Origin of the sequence: Brevundimonas sp., from assembly GCF_036400995.1 — a bacterium.
Lineage (GTDB): Bacteria > Pseudomonadota > Alphaproteobacteria > Caulobacterales > Caulobacteraceae > Brevundimonas.
The window spans coordinates 38,673-55,866 of the sequence record NZ_DASWWG010000033.1; the positions used below are offsets into that span (position 1 = coordinate 38,673).

At 69.7% G+C, this 17,194-nt stretch carries 19 protein-coding genes; 7 read left to right on the forward strand and 12 right to left on the reverse strand.

What is annotated here, in order from left to right; translation table 11 throughout:
- Positions 1-109 precede the first annotated feature (109 nt).
- Positions 110-334 carry a general stress protein gene (locus VGE03_RS04515; protein WP_331045272.1) on the forward strand — a complete coding sequence of 75 codons (225 nt, stop codon included), beginning with the start codon at positions 110-112 and terminating at the stop codon, positions 332-334.
- Positions 335-390: 56 nt separating this feature from the next.
- On the opposite strand, the gene egtB is transcribed toward VGE03_RS04515, so the two are convergent.
- The 6 genes from egtB to VGE03_RS04545 form a co-directional block, all read right to left on the reverse strand.
- Positions 391-2,544 carry an ergothioneine biosynthesis protein EgtB gene (gene egtB, locus VGE03_RS04520; protein ID WP_331045273.1) on the reverse strand — a complete coding sequence of 718 codons (2,154 nt, stop codon included), beginning with the start codon at positions 2,542-2,544 and terminating at the stop codon, positions 391-393.
- Positions 2,545-2,646: 102 nt separating this feature from the next.
- On the reverse strand, positions 2,647-3,660 hold the full coding sequence (locus VGE03_RS04525; protein WP_331045274.1) for a threonine aldolase family protein: 1,014 nt from the start codon (positions 3,658-3,660) through the stop codon (positions 2,647-2,649).
- 3 nt (positions 3,661-3,663) lie between these two features.
- Complete coding sequence (locus VGE03_RS04530) at positions 3,664-4,641, reverse strand: mechanosensitive ion channel family protein (protein ID WP_331045275.1); 978 nt, start codon at positions 4,639-4,641, stop codon at positions 3,664-3,666.
- Between the two features lie 121 nt (positions 4,642-4,762).
- Positions 4,763-5,206, reverse strand: a complete 444-nt coding sequence (locus tag VGE03_RS04535) for an RcnB family protein (protein ID WP_331045276.1) — start codon at positions 5,204-5,206, stop codon at positions 4,763-4,765.
- Between the two features lie 177 nt (positions 5,207-5,383).
- Positions 5,384-7,195: an ATP-binding protein gene (locus tag VGE03_RS04540; protein ID WP_331045277.1), complete on the reverse strand. Its 1,812-nt coding sequence runs from the start codon at positions 7,193-7,195 to the stop codon at positions 5,384-5,386.
- A 104-nt stretch (positions 7,196-7,299) separates the two neighbouring features.
- Positions 7,300-7,599, reverse strand: coding sequence for a BolA family protein (locus VGE03_RS04545; RefSeq protein ID WP_331045278.1), 300 nt, complete (start codon positions 7,597-7,599; stop codon positions 7,300-7,302).
- Between the two features lie 45 nt (positions 7,600-7,644).
- Here VGE03_RS04545 and VGE03_RS04550 point away from each other — a divergent pair, with 45 nt between their 5' ends.
- A complete protein-coding gene (locus tag VGE03_RS04550; protein ID WP_331045279.1) occupies positions 7,645-8,319 on the forward strand; it encodes a J domain-containing protein in 675 nt (224 codons plus the stop codon).
- Here the strand turns inward: VGE03_RS04550 and VGE03_RS04555 are convergent.
- Complete coding sequence (locus VGE03_RS04555) at positions 8,316-8,768, reverse strand: MarR family transcriptional regulator (protein ID WP_331045280.1); 453 nt, start codon at positions 8,766-8,768, stop codon at positions 8,316-8,318. The genes VGE03_RS04550 and VGE03_RS04555 overlap by 4 nt on opposite strands.
- Positions 8,769-8,898: 130 nt before the next feature.
- Between VGE03_RS04555 and VGE03_RS04560 the strand changes: the two genes are divergently transcribed.
- Genes VGE03_RS04560 through VGE03_RS04575 form a run of 4 tightly spaced genes read left to right on the forward strand, consistent with a single transcriptional unit; the run spans position 8,899 to position 11,942 of the window.
- The gene (locus VGE03_RS04560; protein ID WP_331045281.1) at positions 8,899-9,327 is read left to right on the forward strand and encodes an organic hydroperoxide resistance protein; all 429 of its coding nucleotides are present in this window, start codon (positions 8,899-8,901) and stop codon (positions 9,325-9,327) included.
- A 10-nt stretch (positions 9,328-9,337) separates the two neighbouring features.
- Positions 9,338-10,447 (forward strand): FAD-dependent oxidoreductase, encoded by a 1,110-nt coding sequence (locus tag VGE03_RS04565; RefSeq protein WP_331045282.1) that lies wholly within the window; start codon positions 9,338-9,340, stop codon positions 10,445-10,447.
- 11 nt (positions 10,448-10,458) lie between these two features.
- Complete coding sequence (gene cobS / locus VGE03_RS04570) at positions 10,459-11,463, forward strand: cobaltochelatase subunit CobS (RefSeq protein WP_331045283.1); 1,005 nt, start codon at positions 10,459-10,461, stop codon at positions 11,461-11,463.
- A complete protein-coding gene (locus VGE03_RS04575) occupies positions 11,463-11,942 on the forward strand; it encodes a hypothetical protein (RefSeq protein ID WP_331045284.1) in 480 nt (159 codons plus the stop codon). Before cobS ends, VGE03_RS04575 begins: the two co-directional genes overlap by 1 nt.
- Positions 11,943-11,944: 2 nt before the next feature.
- Here VGE03_RS04575 and VGE03_RS04580 read toward each other — a convergent pair whose 3' ends face one another.
- The gene (locus VGE03_RS04580) at positions 11,945-12,541 is read right to left on the reverse strand and encodes a DUF2239 family protein (RefSeq protein ID WP_331045285.1); all 597 of its coding nucleotides are present in this window, start codon (positions 12,539-12,541) and stop codon (positions 11,945-11,947) included.
- Positions 12,542-12,813: 272 nt separating this feature from the next.
- On the opposite strand from VGE03_RS04580, the gene VGE03_RS04585 reads away from it, so the two are divergent.
- Positions 12,814-13,122, forward strand: a complete 309-nt coding sequence (locus tag VGE03_RS04585; protein ID WP_331045286.1) for a CsbD family protein — start codon at positions 12,814-12,816, stop codon at positions 13,120-13,122.
- A gap of 35 nt (positions 13,123-13,157) precedes the next feature.
- Here the strand turns inward: VGE03_RS04585 and VGE03_RS04590 are convergent, their stop codons facing one another.
- The 4 genes from VGE03_RS04590 to VGE03_RS04605 all read right to left on the reverse strand — a co-directional run.
- A complete protein-coding gene (locus VGE03_RS04590; protein WP_331045287.1) occupies positions 13,158-13,898 on the reverse strand; it encodes a hypothetical protein in 741 nt (246 codons plus the stop codon).
- A 66-nt stretch (positions 13,899-13,964) separates the two neighbouring features.
- On the reverse strand, positions 13,965-14,546 hold the full coding sequence (locus VGE03_RS04595) for a DUF4287 domain-containing protein (RefSeq protein ID WP_331045288.1): 582 nt from the start codon (positions 14,544-14,546) through the stop codon (positions 13,965-13,967).
- A gap of 1 nt (position 14,547) precedes the next feature.
- Positions 14,548-15,387: a hypothetical protein gene (locus tag VGE03_RS04600; protein WP_331045289.1), complete on the reverse strand. Its 840-nt coding sequence runs from the start codon at positions 15,385-15,387 to the stop codon at positions 14,548-14,550.
- A gap of 132 nt (positions 15,388-15,519) precedes the next feature.
- Positions 15,520-17,194 (reverse strand): AAA family ATPase (locus VGE03_RS04605; RefSeq protein ID WP_331045290.1); only part of this gene is annotated, 1,675 nt, incomplete at its 5' end.

Here is a 17,194-nt window from a genome sequence, read left to right on the forward strand (position 1 = left end):
CGAAGCCCCTGTGATTCGTTCGCATTTCCGTGACTCGGGCCCCGGAACCGGACCCGTTCAGGGGGGTTGTTTCCGGCAACCGCCACCGTCGCCAGGAAAGGACCCCCAGATGGCTCAAGGTCAGCCCACCCGAGCCTCCGGCGTTTCCAAGAGGGGCTTCGCCTCGATGGACCCGGAGCGCCAGCGCGAGATCGCCCGAAAGGGCGGCGCCAGCGTACCCAGTGAAAAGCGCAGCTTCTCGCAGGACCGCAGTCTCGCCGCACAGGCGGGACGCAAGGGCGGCGAAGCCTCCCACGGCTCGCGCAACCAGAAGACCCCGACCGTCGAGGAATAGGGTCCTGTCCAGAGACTTTCGAGAGGGCGGCGTCAGAAGACGCCGCCCTTTCTGATTCAGGCCTCCAGCAAGGCCAGCGCCACCGCCGGCGCGGGGCCTTCCCGGAACGCCGCCACCGTCCAGCCCGCGGCCGCCGCCAGGTCACGCACCATGGCTTCGGTGAATTTGCGCGAGTTCTCGGTGTGGATGGTCTCGCCCCGGGCGAAGGCGATCCGCCGGTCTCCGACAGTCACGACCATCGGCCGCGTGGCCTCCAGATGCATCTCCATCCGCGACGCGACGGCATCCCACACCGCCCGGTGCGCGAAGGCGTCGACGTCGAAGTCCGCCCCCAGTTCGCGATTGGCCCGGACCAGCAGGTTGCGGTTGAAGGCCGCGGTCACCCCCTGCGCGTCGTCATAGGCGGCGACCAGCACCGCCGGGTCCTTCACCAGATCGACGCCCAGCACGAACAGGGCGTCGTCGCCCAGCAGCCGCCGCGCCCCCTTCAGGAAGCCGACAGCCTCCTCCGGCGTCAGATTGCCGATCGTCGAGCCCGGGAAGAAGCCGACCCGGCGGCCCTCGCCCGGGATCGGCGGCAGGGTCTCCAGCGACAGGAAGTCCCCGACCACCGGCGTCACCTCCAGCTCCGGATAGGCGACGCGGATTCGCTCCGCCGCCGCCTCCAGCGCGTCCGGGCTGATGTCGATCGGCACATAGGCCGCCAGGTCGGGCGCCGCATCCAGCACGATCCGGGTCTTCTCGCTGGCGCCCGAGCCGAACTCGACCATCGTCGCCCCCGGCCCGAACAGCGGCGCCCACTCCGGCGCCGTCTGTCGCAGCAGGGCGGCCTCCTGCCGGGTCGGATAGTATTCCGGCAGACGGGTGATCGCCTCGAACAGGTCCGAGCCCGCGGCGTCATAGAACCACTTGGGCGAGGTCCGCTTCGGCGAGGCGGACAAGCCGGCGATCAGGTCCGCCCGGAACGTCTCGCTCTCGTCCGCGTCCGCCCGGGCCTCTTCCGGCGCATCCGACGCCAGCCTCAGCCCGGCGAAGGCCCAGCGCTGGTGCGGATGGAAGAAGTTGCGATAGCTGACCCGCCCATGTCCCTCCGGCGTCGCGAAGCTGGAGCCGCGCAGCACCGCCTGGTTGACCATGAACTTGCCGTTGTACTCGGACGCCGTTCCCTCGGTGGGGCGGAACCCCGGATAGGGCGCATAGGCCGAGGCGGTCCACTGCCACGCCTCGCCGAACAGGTTGGAAAAGGCCTCCGGCCGGGTGCGCGCGGCGTGCTCCCACTCCGCCTCCGTCGGAAGCCGCTTCCCGGCCCAGCGGGCATAGGCGTCGGCCTCGTACAGGCTGACGTGCCGCACCGGCGCCGCCGGATCGACCGGGCGCCGTCCCGCCAGCGTCATCGTGGTCCAGCCTTCGCCGTCCCGCCGCCAGTACAGGGGCGCGTCCCATCCTTCGGCCTTCACCGTCGCCCAGCCGTCGGACAGCCACAGCTCCGGCCGCGCATAGCCGCCGTCCGCGATGAAGCCCAGCCAGTCGCCGTTGGTCACCAGATCATTCGACAGGGCGAACGGCTCCAGCCAGACCCGGTGCGCCGGGCCTTCATTGTCGAAGGCGAACGCTCCCCCCTCGTGTCCGATCTCGACCCGCCCACCGTCGAACCGGGTCTCCCCGCCGCGCGGTTCCGCGACAGCGGCCCGGCGCGGCTCGCTCTCATAGGCCGCCGGGTCCAGCGGCGAGCGGGACATCAGGTGCAGCAGGTCCATCAGGAACAGCTCCTGATGCTGCTGGTCGTGATGCAGGCCCAGGGTGAACAGGTAGCGGGTCCGGGCGTCCATCCCGCCCTGCCCCAGCCAGCGGATCATCCGCCGGTCGATCTCGCGCCGGTAATCCAGTACCTCCTCCAGCGACGGCCGGGTCATCAGCCCCCGCTCCGGTCGCTCGACCCGCTCGCCCAGCGCCTCGTAGTAGCTGTTGAACAGGACCTGCCAGCGCGGGTCCACGGGCCGGTAGTCCGGCTCGCGCGACAGGATCATCGCCTCGAAGAACCAGCTGCTGTGCGCCAGATGCCATTTGCCCGGGCTGCAGTCGGGCATGGACTGCGCCGCCAGGTCCTCGGCCGACAGCCCCGCCGCCAGCTCGGGCATGGCGGCCCGCACCCGGCGATACAGGGCGACGTCGTCCTCAAGGGCCGACCGGACAGGCGAATGCACGTTCATGCGGACTGGCTCCCCGCCGTGAACCCGGAACATGGGACGGCGCGAGCTTAACTGCCAGTCTCCGGTCCCGTTCCTGTCAGCAGGGTGGCGACAGGGTCGGTCCTACAGGCCGCGCATGGCCTCCAGCACCGCGTCGACCGCCTCGACCTGCGTCGCCCAGGAACAGACGAACCGCACCGAGCCGTCGTCGAAGCGATAGCAGGCCCAGCCCAGCTCGTTCAGCCGCTGGTGGGCGTGCGGCGGCATCCGCACGAAGACCGCATTGGCCTCCACCGGGTGGGCCAGCACGAACGGCGTGTGCCCGACGATCCCGGCGGCCAGCCTCTGCGCCATCAGATTGGCGTGGGCCGCCCCGCTCTCCCAGTCGCCGCTCTCCAGCAGTCCCAGGAAGGGCGCCGCCAGATAACGCCCCTTGGACGCCACCTGGCCGGCCTGCTTCAGCCGGTTGTCGATGCGCCGGGCCAGCGACTTGTCGAACATGACGATGGCCTCGGCGCAGTTGGCGCCCGCCTTCGCCCCGCCGAAGACGAGGATGTCCACGCCCAGCCGGGCGATCTGGGTCAGGTCGAAACCCGCCGCCGCCGCATTGGCCAGCCGCGCGCCGTCCATGTGCACGCCGTAGCCCCGCGCCTTCACCGGCTCGATCAGGTGGCGCAGCTCTTCCTCGGTGTAGACCGTGCCGTACTCGGTCGACTGGGTCAGGCTCAGGGCCGCCGCCGGCTGACGGTGCCCGACTTCGGGCTCCTCCAGCGCCGCCTGCAGCGACGGCAGTTCGATCTTGCCCGAGAAGCCCGGCAGGCCGATCAGGCCGACGCCCTGGCCGAAGAAGCCGGGCGCCCCCGTCTCGTCGGTGCAGATATGGGCCGCATGATGGGCCAGCACCGCCTCGTGCGGCCAGGCCAGCATCGACAGGGCGATGGCGTTCGCCGCCGTGCCCGAAAACACGAACCGCACCTCGGCGTCGGCGTCCAGCCGTTGCCGGATCTGGTCGGCGGCGCGCGCCGTGACGTCATCCGCCCCATAGGCCCGGGCGTAGCCCTCGTTGGCCTCGACCAGCCCTCTCAGGGCCGCGGGCGCCATGCCGGCGGTGTTGTCGGAACCGAAATCGTAACGCACGCCCTACCCCTCGCTGGCGGTGTCCGTCGGAGCATCGGCCGGCGACGCGTCGCCGGTCCTGCCCTTCCGGGCCCTCGGCGCGACCGGCGCCTCGGGAATCTCGTCATCGCCATAAGGCACGGCGACCTGATGCGGGAACGGAATTTCGATATCCGCCGCGTCCAGCGCCTCCTTGGCCGCCTGAAGCACGTCCGCCTTGGTCTGCCAGTAGTCCTCGGACTTGGTCCACGCCTGCAGCGTCATCTCGACCGAGCTGTCCAGCAGATTGGTCACACCGGCCCAGGGCGCCGGTTCCGGCAGCACCTTTTCGTGGGCCGACGCGGCGGCGACCAGCGCGTCGCGCGCGCTGTTCAGGTTCTCGCCGTAGCCGACGCCGATCTTCAGCTCCATCCGGCGCGTGCGCTGCCCGGACAGGTTCAGGATGGTGTCGCCGAAGACCTTGGAGTTGGGCACCACGATCTTGACGTTGTTGGCGTCCGCCATCTGGGTCAGGAACAGGTCCAGCCGCTGCACGGTGCCGACCCGGCCGCCGACATCGATGACGTCGCCGACCCGGTAGGGCCGCAGGATCAGCAGCATCACCCCCGCCGCCACGTTCGACAGCGTGCCCTGCAGGGCCAGGCCGACCGCCAGCGAGGCGGCGCCCAGCACGGCGATGATCGAGGTGGTCTGCACCCCCAGCCGCTGCAGCACGGCGATGAAGCCGACCACCAGCACCACCACCCGCACCACCTGCACGGCGAAGCTCAGCACCGTCGGGTCGTGGCGGAAGCCGCGAACGCGCGACAGCGCCCGGCGCGTCACCCCCGCCGCCCACTTCGAGATGAAGACGGTGATCGCAAGGATGATGACGGCGATCGACAGGTTGATCGCGAAATCACCGGCCATGTCGGTCAGCTTGGCGATCATGGCGGCGTCGACGGCGGCGGCCTTCTGGCCCGCGGCGACCGCCTCGGTCAGGGGAGTGACGAGGTTGGACATGGGCCGGGTCTAACGCACGAGTCCCGGATTGGAACCCCGCGGGCCGGATTCATTCAGGTTTTTCGACGCGGAAACGCCCCGGGGGAGCGCCCCGGGGCGTCGATCCGGCCCTCATGCCGGATCAGTTGAACAGGCCGGCGATCACGGCGGTGATCAGGCCCGTGGCGACGGCGGTCAGGACCACGTCATTGCCGCTGCGGACGTACTGGTAGCCCGACGGCGGCTGGCGCAGGCCGTAGGCGCTGTAGTTGCGCACCACATACTGGCTCGAGCGGTAGTTGGCGGGCATCCGCTGGCCATAGGCCCAGGCCCGGGTCTGATACCCGCGCGGCGGGGTGTAGCGGCCGGCGCTGTAGCGATGCTCGGCGCGCTGCCAGCGGCTGTAGGCCCGTTGCTCCTGCCGCTGGTCGCGACGGTCGGCCCGGTCATCCCGGCGGTCGTCGCGCCGATCCTGACGCTGCTCGTAGCGGTCATTGCCGCGCGATTGCGCCTCGGCGGCGGAGGCCACGCTGACCGACCCCAGGGCCAGGGTCGCGGCGATTGCGGCGGTGAGAACCTTCTTCATGATCTGTCTCCAGTGCTGAAAAGCCGGGGATGTCCCGACCTGTCCGCACTGTGACTCCCGGCCCTTGAGCCTGACCTGAATGAAGGGTCTCACCCGGCGTTCAGCGGAGCGCCGGGTTTCCAACCTCAGTGTTTCAGGGCTGATACAGGACGGTCACGCACCGCCCCGCCGCGCCGGTCAGGCGGCCTGGGCTTCCTGGATGGCCGACAGGGCCTGGATGCCCGCGCGGCCACTGTTCACCCGGTTCATCACCATCGCCAGGGCGGCGAAGTCGATCGGCTTGTTCAGATAGGCGTCGGCGCCCGCGTCCAGGCCGGCCTGATGGTCCTCGGTGCGGGCCGAGGCCGACAGCACCACCACCGGGGTGTCGCGGTTCGGACCCTCGCCGGCGCGGATGGCCCGCGTGGCGGTCAGGCCGTCCATGACCGGCATGTTCACGTCCATGATGATCAGGTCGAAGCGCTGCTCGTCGGCCGCCTCGATGGCGATCTGCCCGTTCTCGGCGGTGGCCGAGGTATGGCCCGCCGACGACATCCAGGCTTCCAGGATCATGCGGTTGACCGGGTGGTCCTCGACGACCAGCACGTTCAGCGACTGCCCGCCCTCGACCTCGGCGACGATGGCCTCGGCCTCCTGTTCCTGCGCCCAGCACACCACCTCGGCCTCGACGGTGAAGGTGAAGGTCGAGCCCTCGCCCACGGTCGACGCCACGGTGATGTCGCCGCCCATGATGTTGGCCATGCGGCGCGAGATGGTCAGGCCCAGCCCGGTGCCGCCGAAACGGCGCGTCGACGAGGCGTCGACCTGGGTGAAGGGCTGGAACAGGCGCTCCAGGTCTTCCGGCGCGATGCCGGTGCCGGAATCGCGGATCACGAAGTCGAAGCGGACGCGGTCGTCGGCCAGACGGTCGGCGCGCACCGTATAGGTGATCTGGCCGGCGTCAGTGAACTTCACGGCGTTGGACAGCAGGTTGTGGATCACCTGGCAGACGCGCAGCGGGTCGCCGCGCACGATCGCCGGCACCTCGCCCTCGCGGACGGCCACGAAGTCCAGACCCTTGGCCTCGGCCTGCGCCTGGAAGGGTCCGGTGACGCGCTTGTCCAGATCCTCGACGTTCACGTCGACGACCTCGAAGGTCATCTTGCCCGCCTCGATCTTGGTCATGTCGAGGATGTCGTTCAGCAGGCTCAGCAGATTGTCGCCCGAGTTGCGGATGATCGACAGGTACTCGCGCTGCGTCGGCTCCAGCCGGGTGGCGCTCAGCAGCTGGGCCGCGCCCAGGACCCCGTTCATCGGGGTGCGCAGCTCGTGCGAGATCACGCCCAGGAAGTTCGACTTGGCGTCGTTGGCGGCGTTGGCCTTGTCACGGGCCGACTCCAGCTCCTCGATCAGGTGGGCCTGATGCTCCTGGAAGGCGCGGATGCGCTCCTCGCGCAGCATGGTCATGGTGACCAGAACAAACAGGCCGGCGGCGGTGAACGGCACCACCGCCAGGAATTGCCAGAACTCCGGACGTCCCCAGAGGCTGGCGGCGATAATCAGGGCGGCGGCGCCGTACGGCGACGAAATCACGATGGCCTGGCGCGGCGAGCTGCGAAGCTGGGCGAACACCAGCACATAGCCGGCGACCAGAAGCGCCATGGCCAGCGACGGACCGAAGGTCGAGCCCGAGAACCAGGCCAGCAGCGGCGCGGTGGCCCAGGCGGCGGTGGTGGCCGTGGCGACGGCCGGGAAGACCAGCCCCCAGCCCACGCCCACGCGCTGGCTGATGCGCTTCTCCACGGCGCCGCGCAGGGCGCCGGCGGCCAGGGTGCCCACGAACCACAGGGTCGCGGCGGTCCAGCCGACCGTGGCCAGCAGGCCGACGGCCCAGCTGGTGATGATCATGTAGCGCAGGTACTGGGTCTGCAGGATGGCGCGCAGGGCCTGCGCGGCCTCGCCGGCGTCGGGTTCCCCCGCGGGCTTTCCGATGCCGTCCGATTCAACCATCCCCGCCCCACGTTGAGATTGTACAACCCGGCGCGAACGCTAAGGACAACCCCCTAAGACGAAGTGAACGCTGACGGTTCTATGACAACCTTTGTTCGACCAGCCTATTCGGCGGCCTCGGCGGGCGTCAGGGCGCGGATCGACAGGGCGTGGACCGGGCCCGCCAGTTCCTCGCGCAGCAGGCCGTTGACCGTCCGCTGGCGCTGCACCCGCCCCTGCCCCTCGAAGGCGGACGACACAACCGTCAGGTTGAAGTGGCTCTCCCCGCCGGGCTTCGCATCCATGCCGCCCTCGTGGTGATGACCGGCGTGCCGCCAGCTGTCGTCCTCAAGCTCCAGACGCTCCGGCGCCAGCCCGGCGGTCAGTTTCTCGCGGATAATCGTCGCGATGGGGCCTTCGGGCATCGTCAAGTCCTTGTTGCGGTCTAATTCGCCCCTACACTTCGTGTGATGTCGTCCGCCTTTCAATACACGCCGCGCTTCAAGGACATGCGGGTCAAGCCGCCCAAGCCCGAAGAGGAGGCTGCGGAGGCTGACGTCCTGCACCTGAAACCCGGCGAGAAGCCCTGCCAGTGGCCCGACTGCCGTCAGGCCGCGACCGCCAGGGCGCCCAAGTCGCGCGAGCGGCTGAACGACTTCTATGACTTCTGTCAGCGTCATGCGGGCGAGTACAACAAGGGCTGGAACTTCTACGCCGGGATGAGCGAGGGCGAGGTCCGCGCCGCCCAGGAGAATGAGGCCATGACCGGCGGCCGCCCGACCTGGCAGACCCAGGCCGGCAAGTTCACGCGCGAGGCCGCCGCCTTCGCCGCCAAGATGGGCACGTCCAACACCCAGGGCGCCGGCTCATGGCGCGACAGCTTCGGCCTGTTCGGCCGCCGCACCGCCGAGCACGCCACCTCGACCGGTCAGGACGACCTGCGTCTCGGCAAGCTGGAACGCGCCGCCCTCGCCGACCTCGACCTCGACGTCCGCACCGACAAGGCGGCGGTCAAGGCGCGCTACCACGAGCTCCTCAAGCGCTTCCACCCCGACCACAACCAGGGCGACCGCAGCGCCGAAGCCAAGCTCCAGCGCGTCATCAAGGCCTACAAGACCCTGAAGAAGGCCGGTCTGGCGGCCTAGTCGTTCGCCGCCGCCGCGATCCTCGCGCCGAAATCCTGCACCTGCGCCTTGAAGGCCTTCAGCTCCGGGATCGACATCCCCGCCTTGCCCAGCAGGGCCTCGGCCAGACAGGGCGTGCGGGCCATGATGTCCCGCCCCATGGCGGTCAGCGACACCTCCACCTGACGTTCGTCCTTCAGCCCGCGCTTGCGCTGGACAGAGCCCGCCGCCTCCAGCCGCTTGACCAGCGGGGTGATGGTGCTCGGCTCCAGCCCCAGCCGCGCGGCCAGCCCGCCGACCGTCAGCGTCCCCTCGTCGTTCAGCGCCGTCAGCACGAGGAACTGCGGATAGGTGATGCCCATTTCATCCAGCAGCGGCTTGTACAGTCGCCCCACCGCCATCGAGGCGGAGTACAGGGCGAAGCACAGCTGGTCGTCGAGCGTCAGCGGAGGGATGGCGGCCTTGGTCATGGACGATTGTTTATCACAATAATCACTTTCGCGCCAACTTTCCGCTGGACAGCCGCGAGAGGCGCGCCTAGATATTCGTTATCGCGATAAATAACTCGCCGACGCGACGGCGCTCGAAGGAGAGTTTCCCATGCAGGTTCTCTACACCGCCCACGCCGTCTCCACCGGCGGCGGCCGCGACGAAGGCCGCTCCACCACCGACGACGGCAAGATCGACGTCCTGCTGTCCCTGCCCGCCGAAATGGGCGGCAAGGGCGGCGCGGGCACCAATCCGGAACAGCTGTTCGCCGCCGGCTACGCCGCCTGCTACATGGGCGCCCTGCGTCTGGTCTCGGGCAAGGCGGGCACGCCGGTCGGTCCGGACACGAAGATCGCCACCCGCGTCGGCATCGGCCCGAACACCCGCGGCGAGGGCTTCAACCTCGACATCGGCATCACCGTCTCGGACCACGGCCTGGAGCAGTCGGTCATCGACGACCTGATCCAGAAGGCCCACCAGGTCTGCCCCTACTCGAACGCAACCCGCGGCAACGTCGACGTGGAACTGAAGGCGGTCTAGCCTTCCGCCCATGAGCGCCTCGCCGCAGGTTCTGATCGCCGGCGCCGGTCCCACGGGACTGGCGGCGGCGCTGTTCCTGACGCGAGCCGGCGTTTCCGTCCGCCTGATCGACGCCGCGCCCGAACCGGCGACCACCTCGAAGGCGCTGGCGGTCAATCCGCGCACCCTCGAACTGCTCGAGCCGACCGGCGTCGCCGACCGCATTCGCGCCGAAGGGCAGGACATCCACGCCATCCGCATCGCCCGCGACGGCGAGGTGGTCGCCACCCTCCGCCCCCGCTGGGATCGCATCGCGCCCGGCCGTCCCATGACCATCCTGCCCCAGACCCGCACCGAGGGCCTGCTGGCCGGGGCGCTGGCGGATCTGGGCGTCCGTCCCGAGCGGGGATCGGGCCTCGCCGCCCTGACGCAGGACGCCGACGGCGTCACCGCCGCCCTGACCAGCGGCGAGACCGTCCGCTCGGCCCTCCTCCTCGGCGCCGACGGGGCGCATTCCGCGACACGGCACGCCCTGAACCTTCCCTTCCCCGGCGACGGCTCGGACACGCCGTGGCATCTGGCCGACGTGGATATCGCGGGCGCGCGTCAGGACGAGGGCCGCATCGAGTTCCAGGACGCCGGGCCGCTGATCGTCCTGCCCTTCTCCGGCGGGACCTTCCGCCTCATCGGCTTCGGCGCGGACCTGGCCCCCCGATTGCCGAAGGGCTGGACGGTCACCCGCACGCGATGGACGTCCGAATTCCGGGTCTCGCACCGCATGGTTCCGACCATGGCGGTCGGCCGCGTCGCCCTGGCCGGAGACGCCGCCCACATCCACTCCCCCATCGGCGGGCGCGGCATGAATCTGGGCATCGAGGACGCCTTCGTCTTCGCCGCCTGCGCCCTCGACACGCTGAACGGACAACCGGGCCGACTGGCCGACTACGACCGGCTGCGACACAAGATCGACGGCGACTGGGTCGCGGCCTCGCGCCGCCTGACCGGCTTCGTCGAGAGCGCCTCCCCGACCGCCCGTCTGCTCAAGCGCCATGCCCCGCCGCTCGCCGCCGCGGTCCCCGGCCTCATTGATCGCGCCCTGAAGGCCGGCATGGGTCTCGACCACCCCGTGAGGGTGCGGTAATCGCTCAAGGCATGACCTCCCCCCTCGACTCGACGCCCGATCCCCTGCTGACGCTCGAACCGCACCGCAAGGCGACGGTCCGCGAGCTGTTCGGCATCGACAGCGACATGACCGTGCCGGTCTTCACCGAGCGCGACAGCCATGTGCCCGAGATCGACGAGGCCTATCGTTTCGACCCGCAGACCACCTTGGCCATCTGCGCGGGCTTCAGCTTCGACCGTCGCGTCATGGTCCAGGGCTATCACGGCACCGGCAAGTCGACCCACATCGAGCAGGTCGCCGCCCGCCTGAACTGGCCGCTGGTCCGCCTGAACCTCGACAGCCACGTGTCGCGGATCGACCTCGTCGGCAAGGACGCCATCGTCCTGAAGGACGGCAAGCAGATCACCGAGTTCCGCGAGGGCATGCTCCCCTGGGCCCTGCAGCGCCCGATCGCCCTGGTCTTCGACGAGTATGACGCCGGCCGCCCGGACGTGATGTTCGTCATCCAGCGCGTGCTGGAGGCGCAGGGCCGCCTGACCCTGCTGGACCAGAACCGTGTGATCCGCCCGAACCGCTGGTTCCGCCTGTTCTCGACCACCAACACCATCGGCCTGGGCGACACCTCGGGCCTGTACCACGGCACCCAGCAGATCAATCAGGGTCAGATGGACCGCTGGAACATCGTCACCACGCTCAACTACCTCGACCACGACGTCGAGACGGGCATCGTGGTGGCCAAGGCTCCGGAATACGACACCGCCGACGGCCGCCGCACGGTCGCCGCCATGGTCCGCGTCGCCGACATGACCCGCAACGCCTTCATGAACGGCGACATCTCCACCGTCATGTCGCCCCGCACCGTCATCACCTGGGCCCAGAATGCCCAGATCTTCGGCGGCGACATCGGACTCGCCTTCCGGTTGACCTTCCTCAACAAGTGTGACGAGCTTGAGCGGCCGACGATCGCCGAGTTCTACCAGCGCGCGTTCGGCGAGGACCTGCCGGAAGCGGCGACACGGGTGAAGGTGGGATAATGCTGACGGCGGTTCTTTTGGCGGCGACGCTCCTCGGCCAACAGGCCGATCCAGAAGTCCTCCCGCCGCCGCCGACAGAAGCCGAGATGCTCGCGGAGTTTCGCGAGAAGTTTCCCGACGCGCGGATCATCTCCCATCAGATCCTGCCGATGGCCGACGGTCGCTCGAAGATTTGCGGCGCCGCGGAAATCGCCGGCCGGACAGAGCCTCTGGCGGTGTTCCCTCAGGAGGGTGATCGCACAAGCGTCATTGTTACCCTCGCAGGGCAACGGCCGCCCGCCGGGACGCCGGGTCTTCGCCCTCGCCAATGGGAGATCAAGGTGGTCAGCCCGGGCCTCTGGAACGGCGTCGAAGGTGGTCGTTCCGATCCCCGGGTTCAGGAGCTCGACGCCTTCTCACGAGGACTGGCGCTTCAGTTCTGCCCGTCGCTTCGGCCGCCGGAAGGCGTGACCTGGCGAACCGGGGTCGATCCGGCCTAGGACTACCGCCCCTCCCCGTTCCGCCACGCCCCCTCGGCCATCGCGCGCACGGTCTCGCGGACGTCGTCGGGCCAGCCCGCCACCGCGGCGTCGAACGCCGTCCAGTCGCCGGCGAACAGCATCCGCGTCGCCTCCTCATACCCGCGCCGGTCGCCCGCCAGCGTGGTCATGAGGGCATAGGTCGCCGCCTTCGCACGGCGCGCGCGGTCCGGGCCTTCGGCGGCCCTGATCGCCCCCTCCACCAGCTTCCTCAGCGCCACCGAGGCGCCGCCCGGCTGGCCGGCCAGCCAGTCCCAGTGACGCGGCAGCAGGGTGACCTCGCGCGGCGTGACGCCCAGCTTCGGCCGCCCCGGCCCCCGCTTCTCCGGTTCGGCCGCCGGCGCGGGCGCCAGCCGGGCCAGGGCGTCCTCGACCGTCCCGCGCAGGTCCAGGTCGATGACCTTGCCCGTCGCGGCGTCGAACACCAGCACCGCCGCCCCGTCCCCAACCTCCGCATGGGCCGCCGCATGGATCGCCGCCATCGCCCCGGCCAGCGGTCCGTGCGCGATCCGCCGCTCCCCGGCGAAGGCGAGAACGAAACGGTCGGCGGAAACGGTCATGGCGACGCCTCGGGGCATGCGTCCGAAAATGACGCAGGCGGGGTTTAGGATCATCCCGATCCCGCCCGCGGGACCGGTAGACGTTCTGGACGTTCTGGACGGTATTTCTACCGTCCAGCCGATATGTACCCGGGTAAAATAAACCCCGCAATATCGCCCGGATATTATGTCGCGCGCCGCGACGAAGAAGCCGCCGCCGTGACGGAACCACCGCCCTGTTTCCGCGCTGTTCCGACAGCCTCCCCGGCTCCCTTCATCACAAGAGAACACCCATGACCGACCAGCGTATCGAAGGCCTCGCCACCGAGCTTGAGGGCAAGGCCCAGTCCGGCCTCGGCCGCCTGACCGGCGACGCCAAGCTGCAGTTCGACGGCAAGTTCAACGAGGTGAAGGGCAAGGCGCTGGACGCCTACGGCCGCGTCATCGACGGCCTCGACGGCCTGGTCGAGAAGGCCCCGGCCCAGTACCAGGACAAGGCGCGCCAGGGCCTCGACTTCGCTCGCCGCAAGCCCCTGCTGACCACCGGCATCGTCGCCGGCGCCCTGCTGGTGCTGGGCAGCCTGGGCGGCCGTCGCCGCTGATCCGGGCGGGCGCGGGTCCCCCCGCGCCCCTCTCCCTAGTGAGCGTCGTGCCCGTCCTGCATCCGGGCATCCGGCAGGGCGCCCGGCGACGCATCCTGCGCGGCGATCTTCTGGCGGGTCAGGGCGATGCGCTCGGCCGCCTGCCCCTCCTGCGGGGCCTCGCCGGTCAGGCCGTCCAGCCGCGCCGTCGCGCCGGCGAAGTCGCCCGCCTGCCGCTGCACATTGGCGGTGGCGATCTGCAGGAACCACCAGTCCGCCGGCTCGCTCTCGCGCAGCGTCGGCAGGGCCAGGTCCATCGCCGCGGCGGTCTCGGCGGCGTAGCGGCGATAGCGCTCCGGATCGGTCTCGCGCACCTGCCAGGTCGCCTGCATCAGCAGCCAGGCCCCCTGCATGGGCTCCAGCGGCTCGGCGCCGCCCAGCTTCTCCAGCACGAAGCGCAGCAGGTAGTAGGACGCCTCCTCCTGCACCGCCTGATACTCGGGCGTAAGCACCAGCGCCCGGATGGCGGCCTTCTCCTCGGCGGTGAAGGTCTCCTTGTAGACCGGGAAGCGGCTCTGCGGGCACTGGGGGATGGTCATGGGGAAGGTCCACGAGCCGATCGGCTTGGCGTCCAGCTCCTGCCCCCAGGTCGAATAGGAAGCCGTGGTCGTCCAGCTGAATTTGGCGTCGTCCACCGGGCAGGTCGACTCGACCCGCATCGGAATGCCCGCCGTCGCCGGAGCCGTCGTTCCGGCCATCAGCCCCGCGGCCAGCGCCGCCAGCAACACCTTGCGCATCCTCACCTCCCTGTTGGTCGAACGCAGGCTGGCGAGCCCGGATGGCGCAATAAAGGCAAGGCTTGCTCAGCCGTTCTCCGCCGCCGCCGCGAACAGGGTCGCGATCTCGTCATTGACCGCCCCCGGCCCATCCAGCTCGACCACCGCCGACAGCCGCTCGGACCAGCTCTCCCGCCGGACGGCCTCGGACAGGCGCGGCGACGCCGCCGGATCCAGCTTCAGCCCCAGCAGGGCCTTGCCGCCCTTCAGCGGGCGGATGGCGGCGAACTGCACCGCGCGCGAGAAGCTGGTGTAGCCCTTCCGCTGCCCGGAGATGACGCCCTCGATGCCGGCGATCTTCCGCTCCAGCGCCTCCAGGATGGCCAGCGAGCGGGGCTCGGCCCACAGGGCGGCGCGCAGGCCTTCCGCGTCGCTCCAGCCCATCTGGTCCGCCGGCCGGGCGGCGTCGAGGATGTGGGCGGCATGGTTCTGCCCGATGCCGTAGGTCGCCTTCAGCCAGGCCGCCTGCGCCTTCGGCCGGGTCTCGGGACAGCCGGTCTTGAGGATGTCGACCCAGACCGCCAGCGGGCGGCCGGTCTGCTTCTCAAAGTTCGCCTGGACCGTGGCGAACCACTTCTTCTGACGCTCGGTCAGCACCGCGTCGCCCATCTCACTCTCCCGACAGCCACTCCGCGAGGTTTGTCATGTACTGGCGGGTCTGGCGCAAGCCTTCGGGGTCACGGATCATGCCGTCGCCCGGCGCCTCGCTGACGAAGGTCGGGCAGCCCAGCCGCGGGTCCCAGTTGTAGTCGGCGAAATGGTGGAAGGTGCTCTGGGCCAGCCCCCGGCCCCTGCCCGCCTCCTCGAAAGCCACGGCGATGTTGAACGGGCGGCCGGTGACCTTGCTGGCGCCGGTGGCGATCACCCGCGCCGTCGCGCCCGGCGGAACCCCGATGCCGCCCTCGTGCGGATGGGCCGGCAGCCGGTCCAGCGTCCCGCCGTCCGCGTCGCGCAGCAGCGGATGGGTCTCGCCCACCGCCCGCACCGCCTGCCAGTCGCCGTTGGCGCCCGAGTGGTAGTTGGGGAAGTCGATATAGCCGGTCTCGACATCGTCCCGGGCGTTGCGGTCAGGGTCGGGGTCCTGGCTGCTGGAGTGGAAATAGTGGGCGTCGCCGACCCCGCCCAGCGAGCAGACGCTGGAGCCCAGGTCCATGTGGTCCCGCGTCACCATCAGCCCGCCGCCCCGCGCCCGGAAGGCCCCGATGGCCGCGCATTCCTCGGCGTTCAGCCCGTCGCCGACGTCCACGGCGAACAGCCACAGCTGGTCGAACTCGCTGTCGGCCAGCCCCGCCAGCACCGGATCGGTCTGCCCGCCCGGAACCGCCCGGTCCCGCGCCGTGACCTGGACCTCGTCGAGCCCGGCGAGGTGGTCGGCCAATCGCGAGAACCGGCCGATGTGCCAGTCGTCCACGGTGAAGGGGATGGTGGTCTGCAGCAGGATCCTGGGCATGTCGGGCCTCCCTCGCACGCACTGAACCGCCGACCGGGCGGCGTCGCAATCCACACCATCGGATAGGTCCGTCAGACGAAGGGCCGCCGGTCGCGCGACCGACGGCCCTCCTCATTCAGCCTGCGCCGAACCTCAGTCCGCCGCTTCGTCTTCCTTGGCCCGGGCGGCCGCGCCGGTCGCCGGGGTGATGTCGAAGTCGATCTTGCCGTCCTTGAGCTGGACCTTGACGTGTCCGCCGCGAACCAGTCGGCCGAACAGGATGTCGTCCGCCAGGGGCTTCTTGATGTGCTCCTGGATGGTCCGGGCCAGCGGGCGGGCGCCGTACAGCTCGTCGAAGCCGTTCTTGGCCAGCCAGTCGGCCGCCTCGTCGGTCAGCTCGATGCTGATGTTGCGGTCGCCCAGCTGGGCTTCCAGCTGCATGATGAACTTCGAGACCACCGACTTGATCGTTTCGGAGTCCAGCGCCCTGAACGCCACGATGGCGTCCAGACGGTTGCGGAACTCCGGCGCGAACAGCCGCTGGATGGCCTTCTCGTCCTCGCCCTCGACCTTGCCGCGACCGAAGCCGATGGCGGCCCGGGCGTTGTCGGCGGCGCCGGCGTTGGTGGTCATGATCAGGATGACATTGCGGAAGTCGACCTTCTTGCCGACCGCATCCGTCAGCATCCCGTTGTCCATCACCTGGAGCAGGATGTTGTAGATGTCCGGGTGCGCCTTCTCGATCTCGTCCAGCAGGACGACGGCGTGCGGGTGCTGGTCGACGGCGTCGGTCAGCAGGCCGCCCTGGTCATGGCCGACATAGCCCGGAGGGGCGCCGATCAGACGCGAGACGGTATGCCGCTCCATGTACTCGGACATGTCGAAGCGCAGCATCTCGATGCCCAGGGTGGAGGCCAGCTGGCGCGCCACCTCGGTCTTGCCGACGCCGGTCGGACCGGAGAACAGGAAGGAGCCGATCGGCTTGTTCGGATCCCGCAGACCCGCGCGGGCCAGCTTCATCGCCGCCGAGACCTGCTCGATCGCCGACTCCTGGCCGAAGACCACGCGGTTCAGATCGGCCTGAAGCTCGCGCAGGCTCTCGGTGTCCGACTTGGAGACGGACTTGGCCGGGATGCGGGCCATCTTGGCGATGACCGCCTCGACTTCCTTCTGGCCAATGACCTTCTTCCGCTTCGATTCCGGCAGCAGCATCTGCGACGCCCCCGCCTCGTCGATCACGTCGATGGCTTTGTCGGGCAACTTGCGGTCCGTCATGTAGCGGGCCGACAGCTCCACCGCCGTGCGGATGGCGGCGTCGGTGTAGCGCAGCTTGTGGTGGCCCTCGTAGCTGGTCTTCAGCCCCTTCAGGATCTTGATCGTGTCCTCGAGGGTCGGCTCGTTGACGTCGATCTTCTGGAACCGGCGCACCAGGGCGCGGTCCTTCTCGAAGTGCTGGCGGTACTCCTTGTAGGTGGTCGAGCCCATGCAGCGCAGGGTGCCCGACGCCAGCGCCGGCTTCAGCAGGTTGGACGCGTCCATCGCCCCGCCCGAGGTCGCACCGGCGCCGATGACGGTATGGATCTCGTCGATGAAGAGCACGGCGTTGTCGTGGCTCTCCAGTTCCTTGACCACCTGCTTCAGGCGTTCCTCGAAATCGCCGCGATAGCGGGTGCCGGCCAGCAGCGCGCCCATGTCGAGCGAGTAGATGGTGGCGTCCTTCAGGACGTCCGGCACCTCGCCGTTGACGATCTTGCGGGCCAGGCCCTCGGCGATGGCGGTCTTGCCGACGCCCGGATCGCCGACCAGCAGCGGGTTGTTCTTGGTCCGG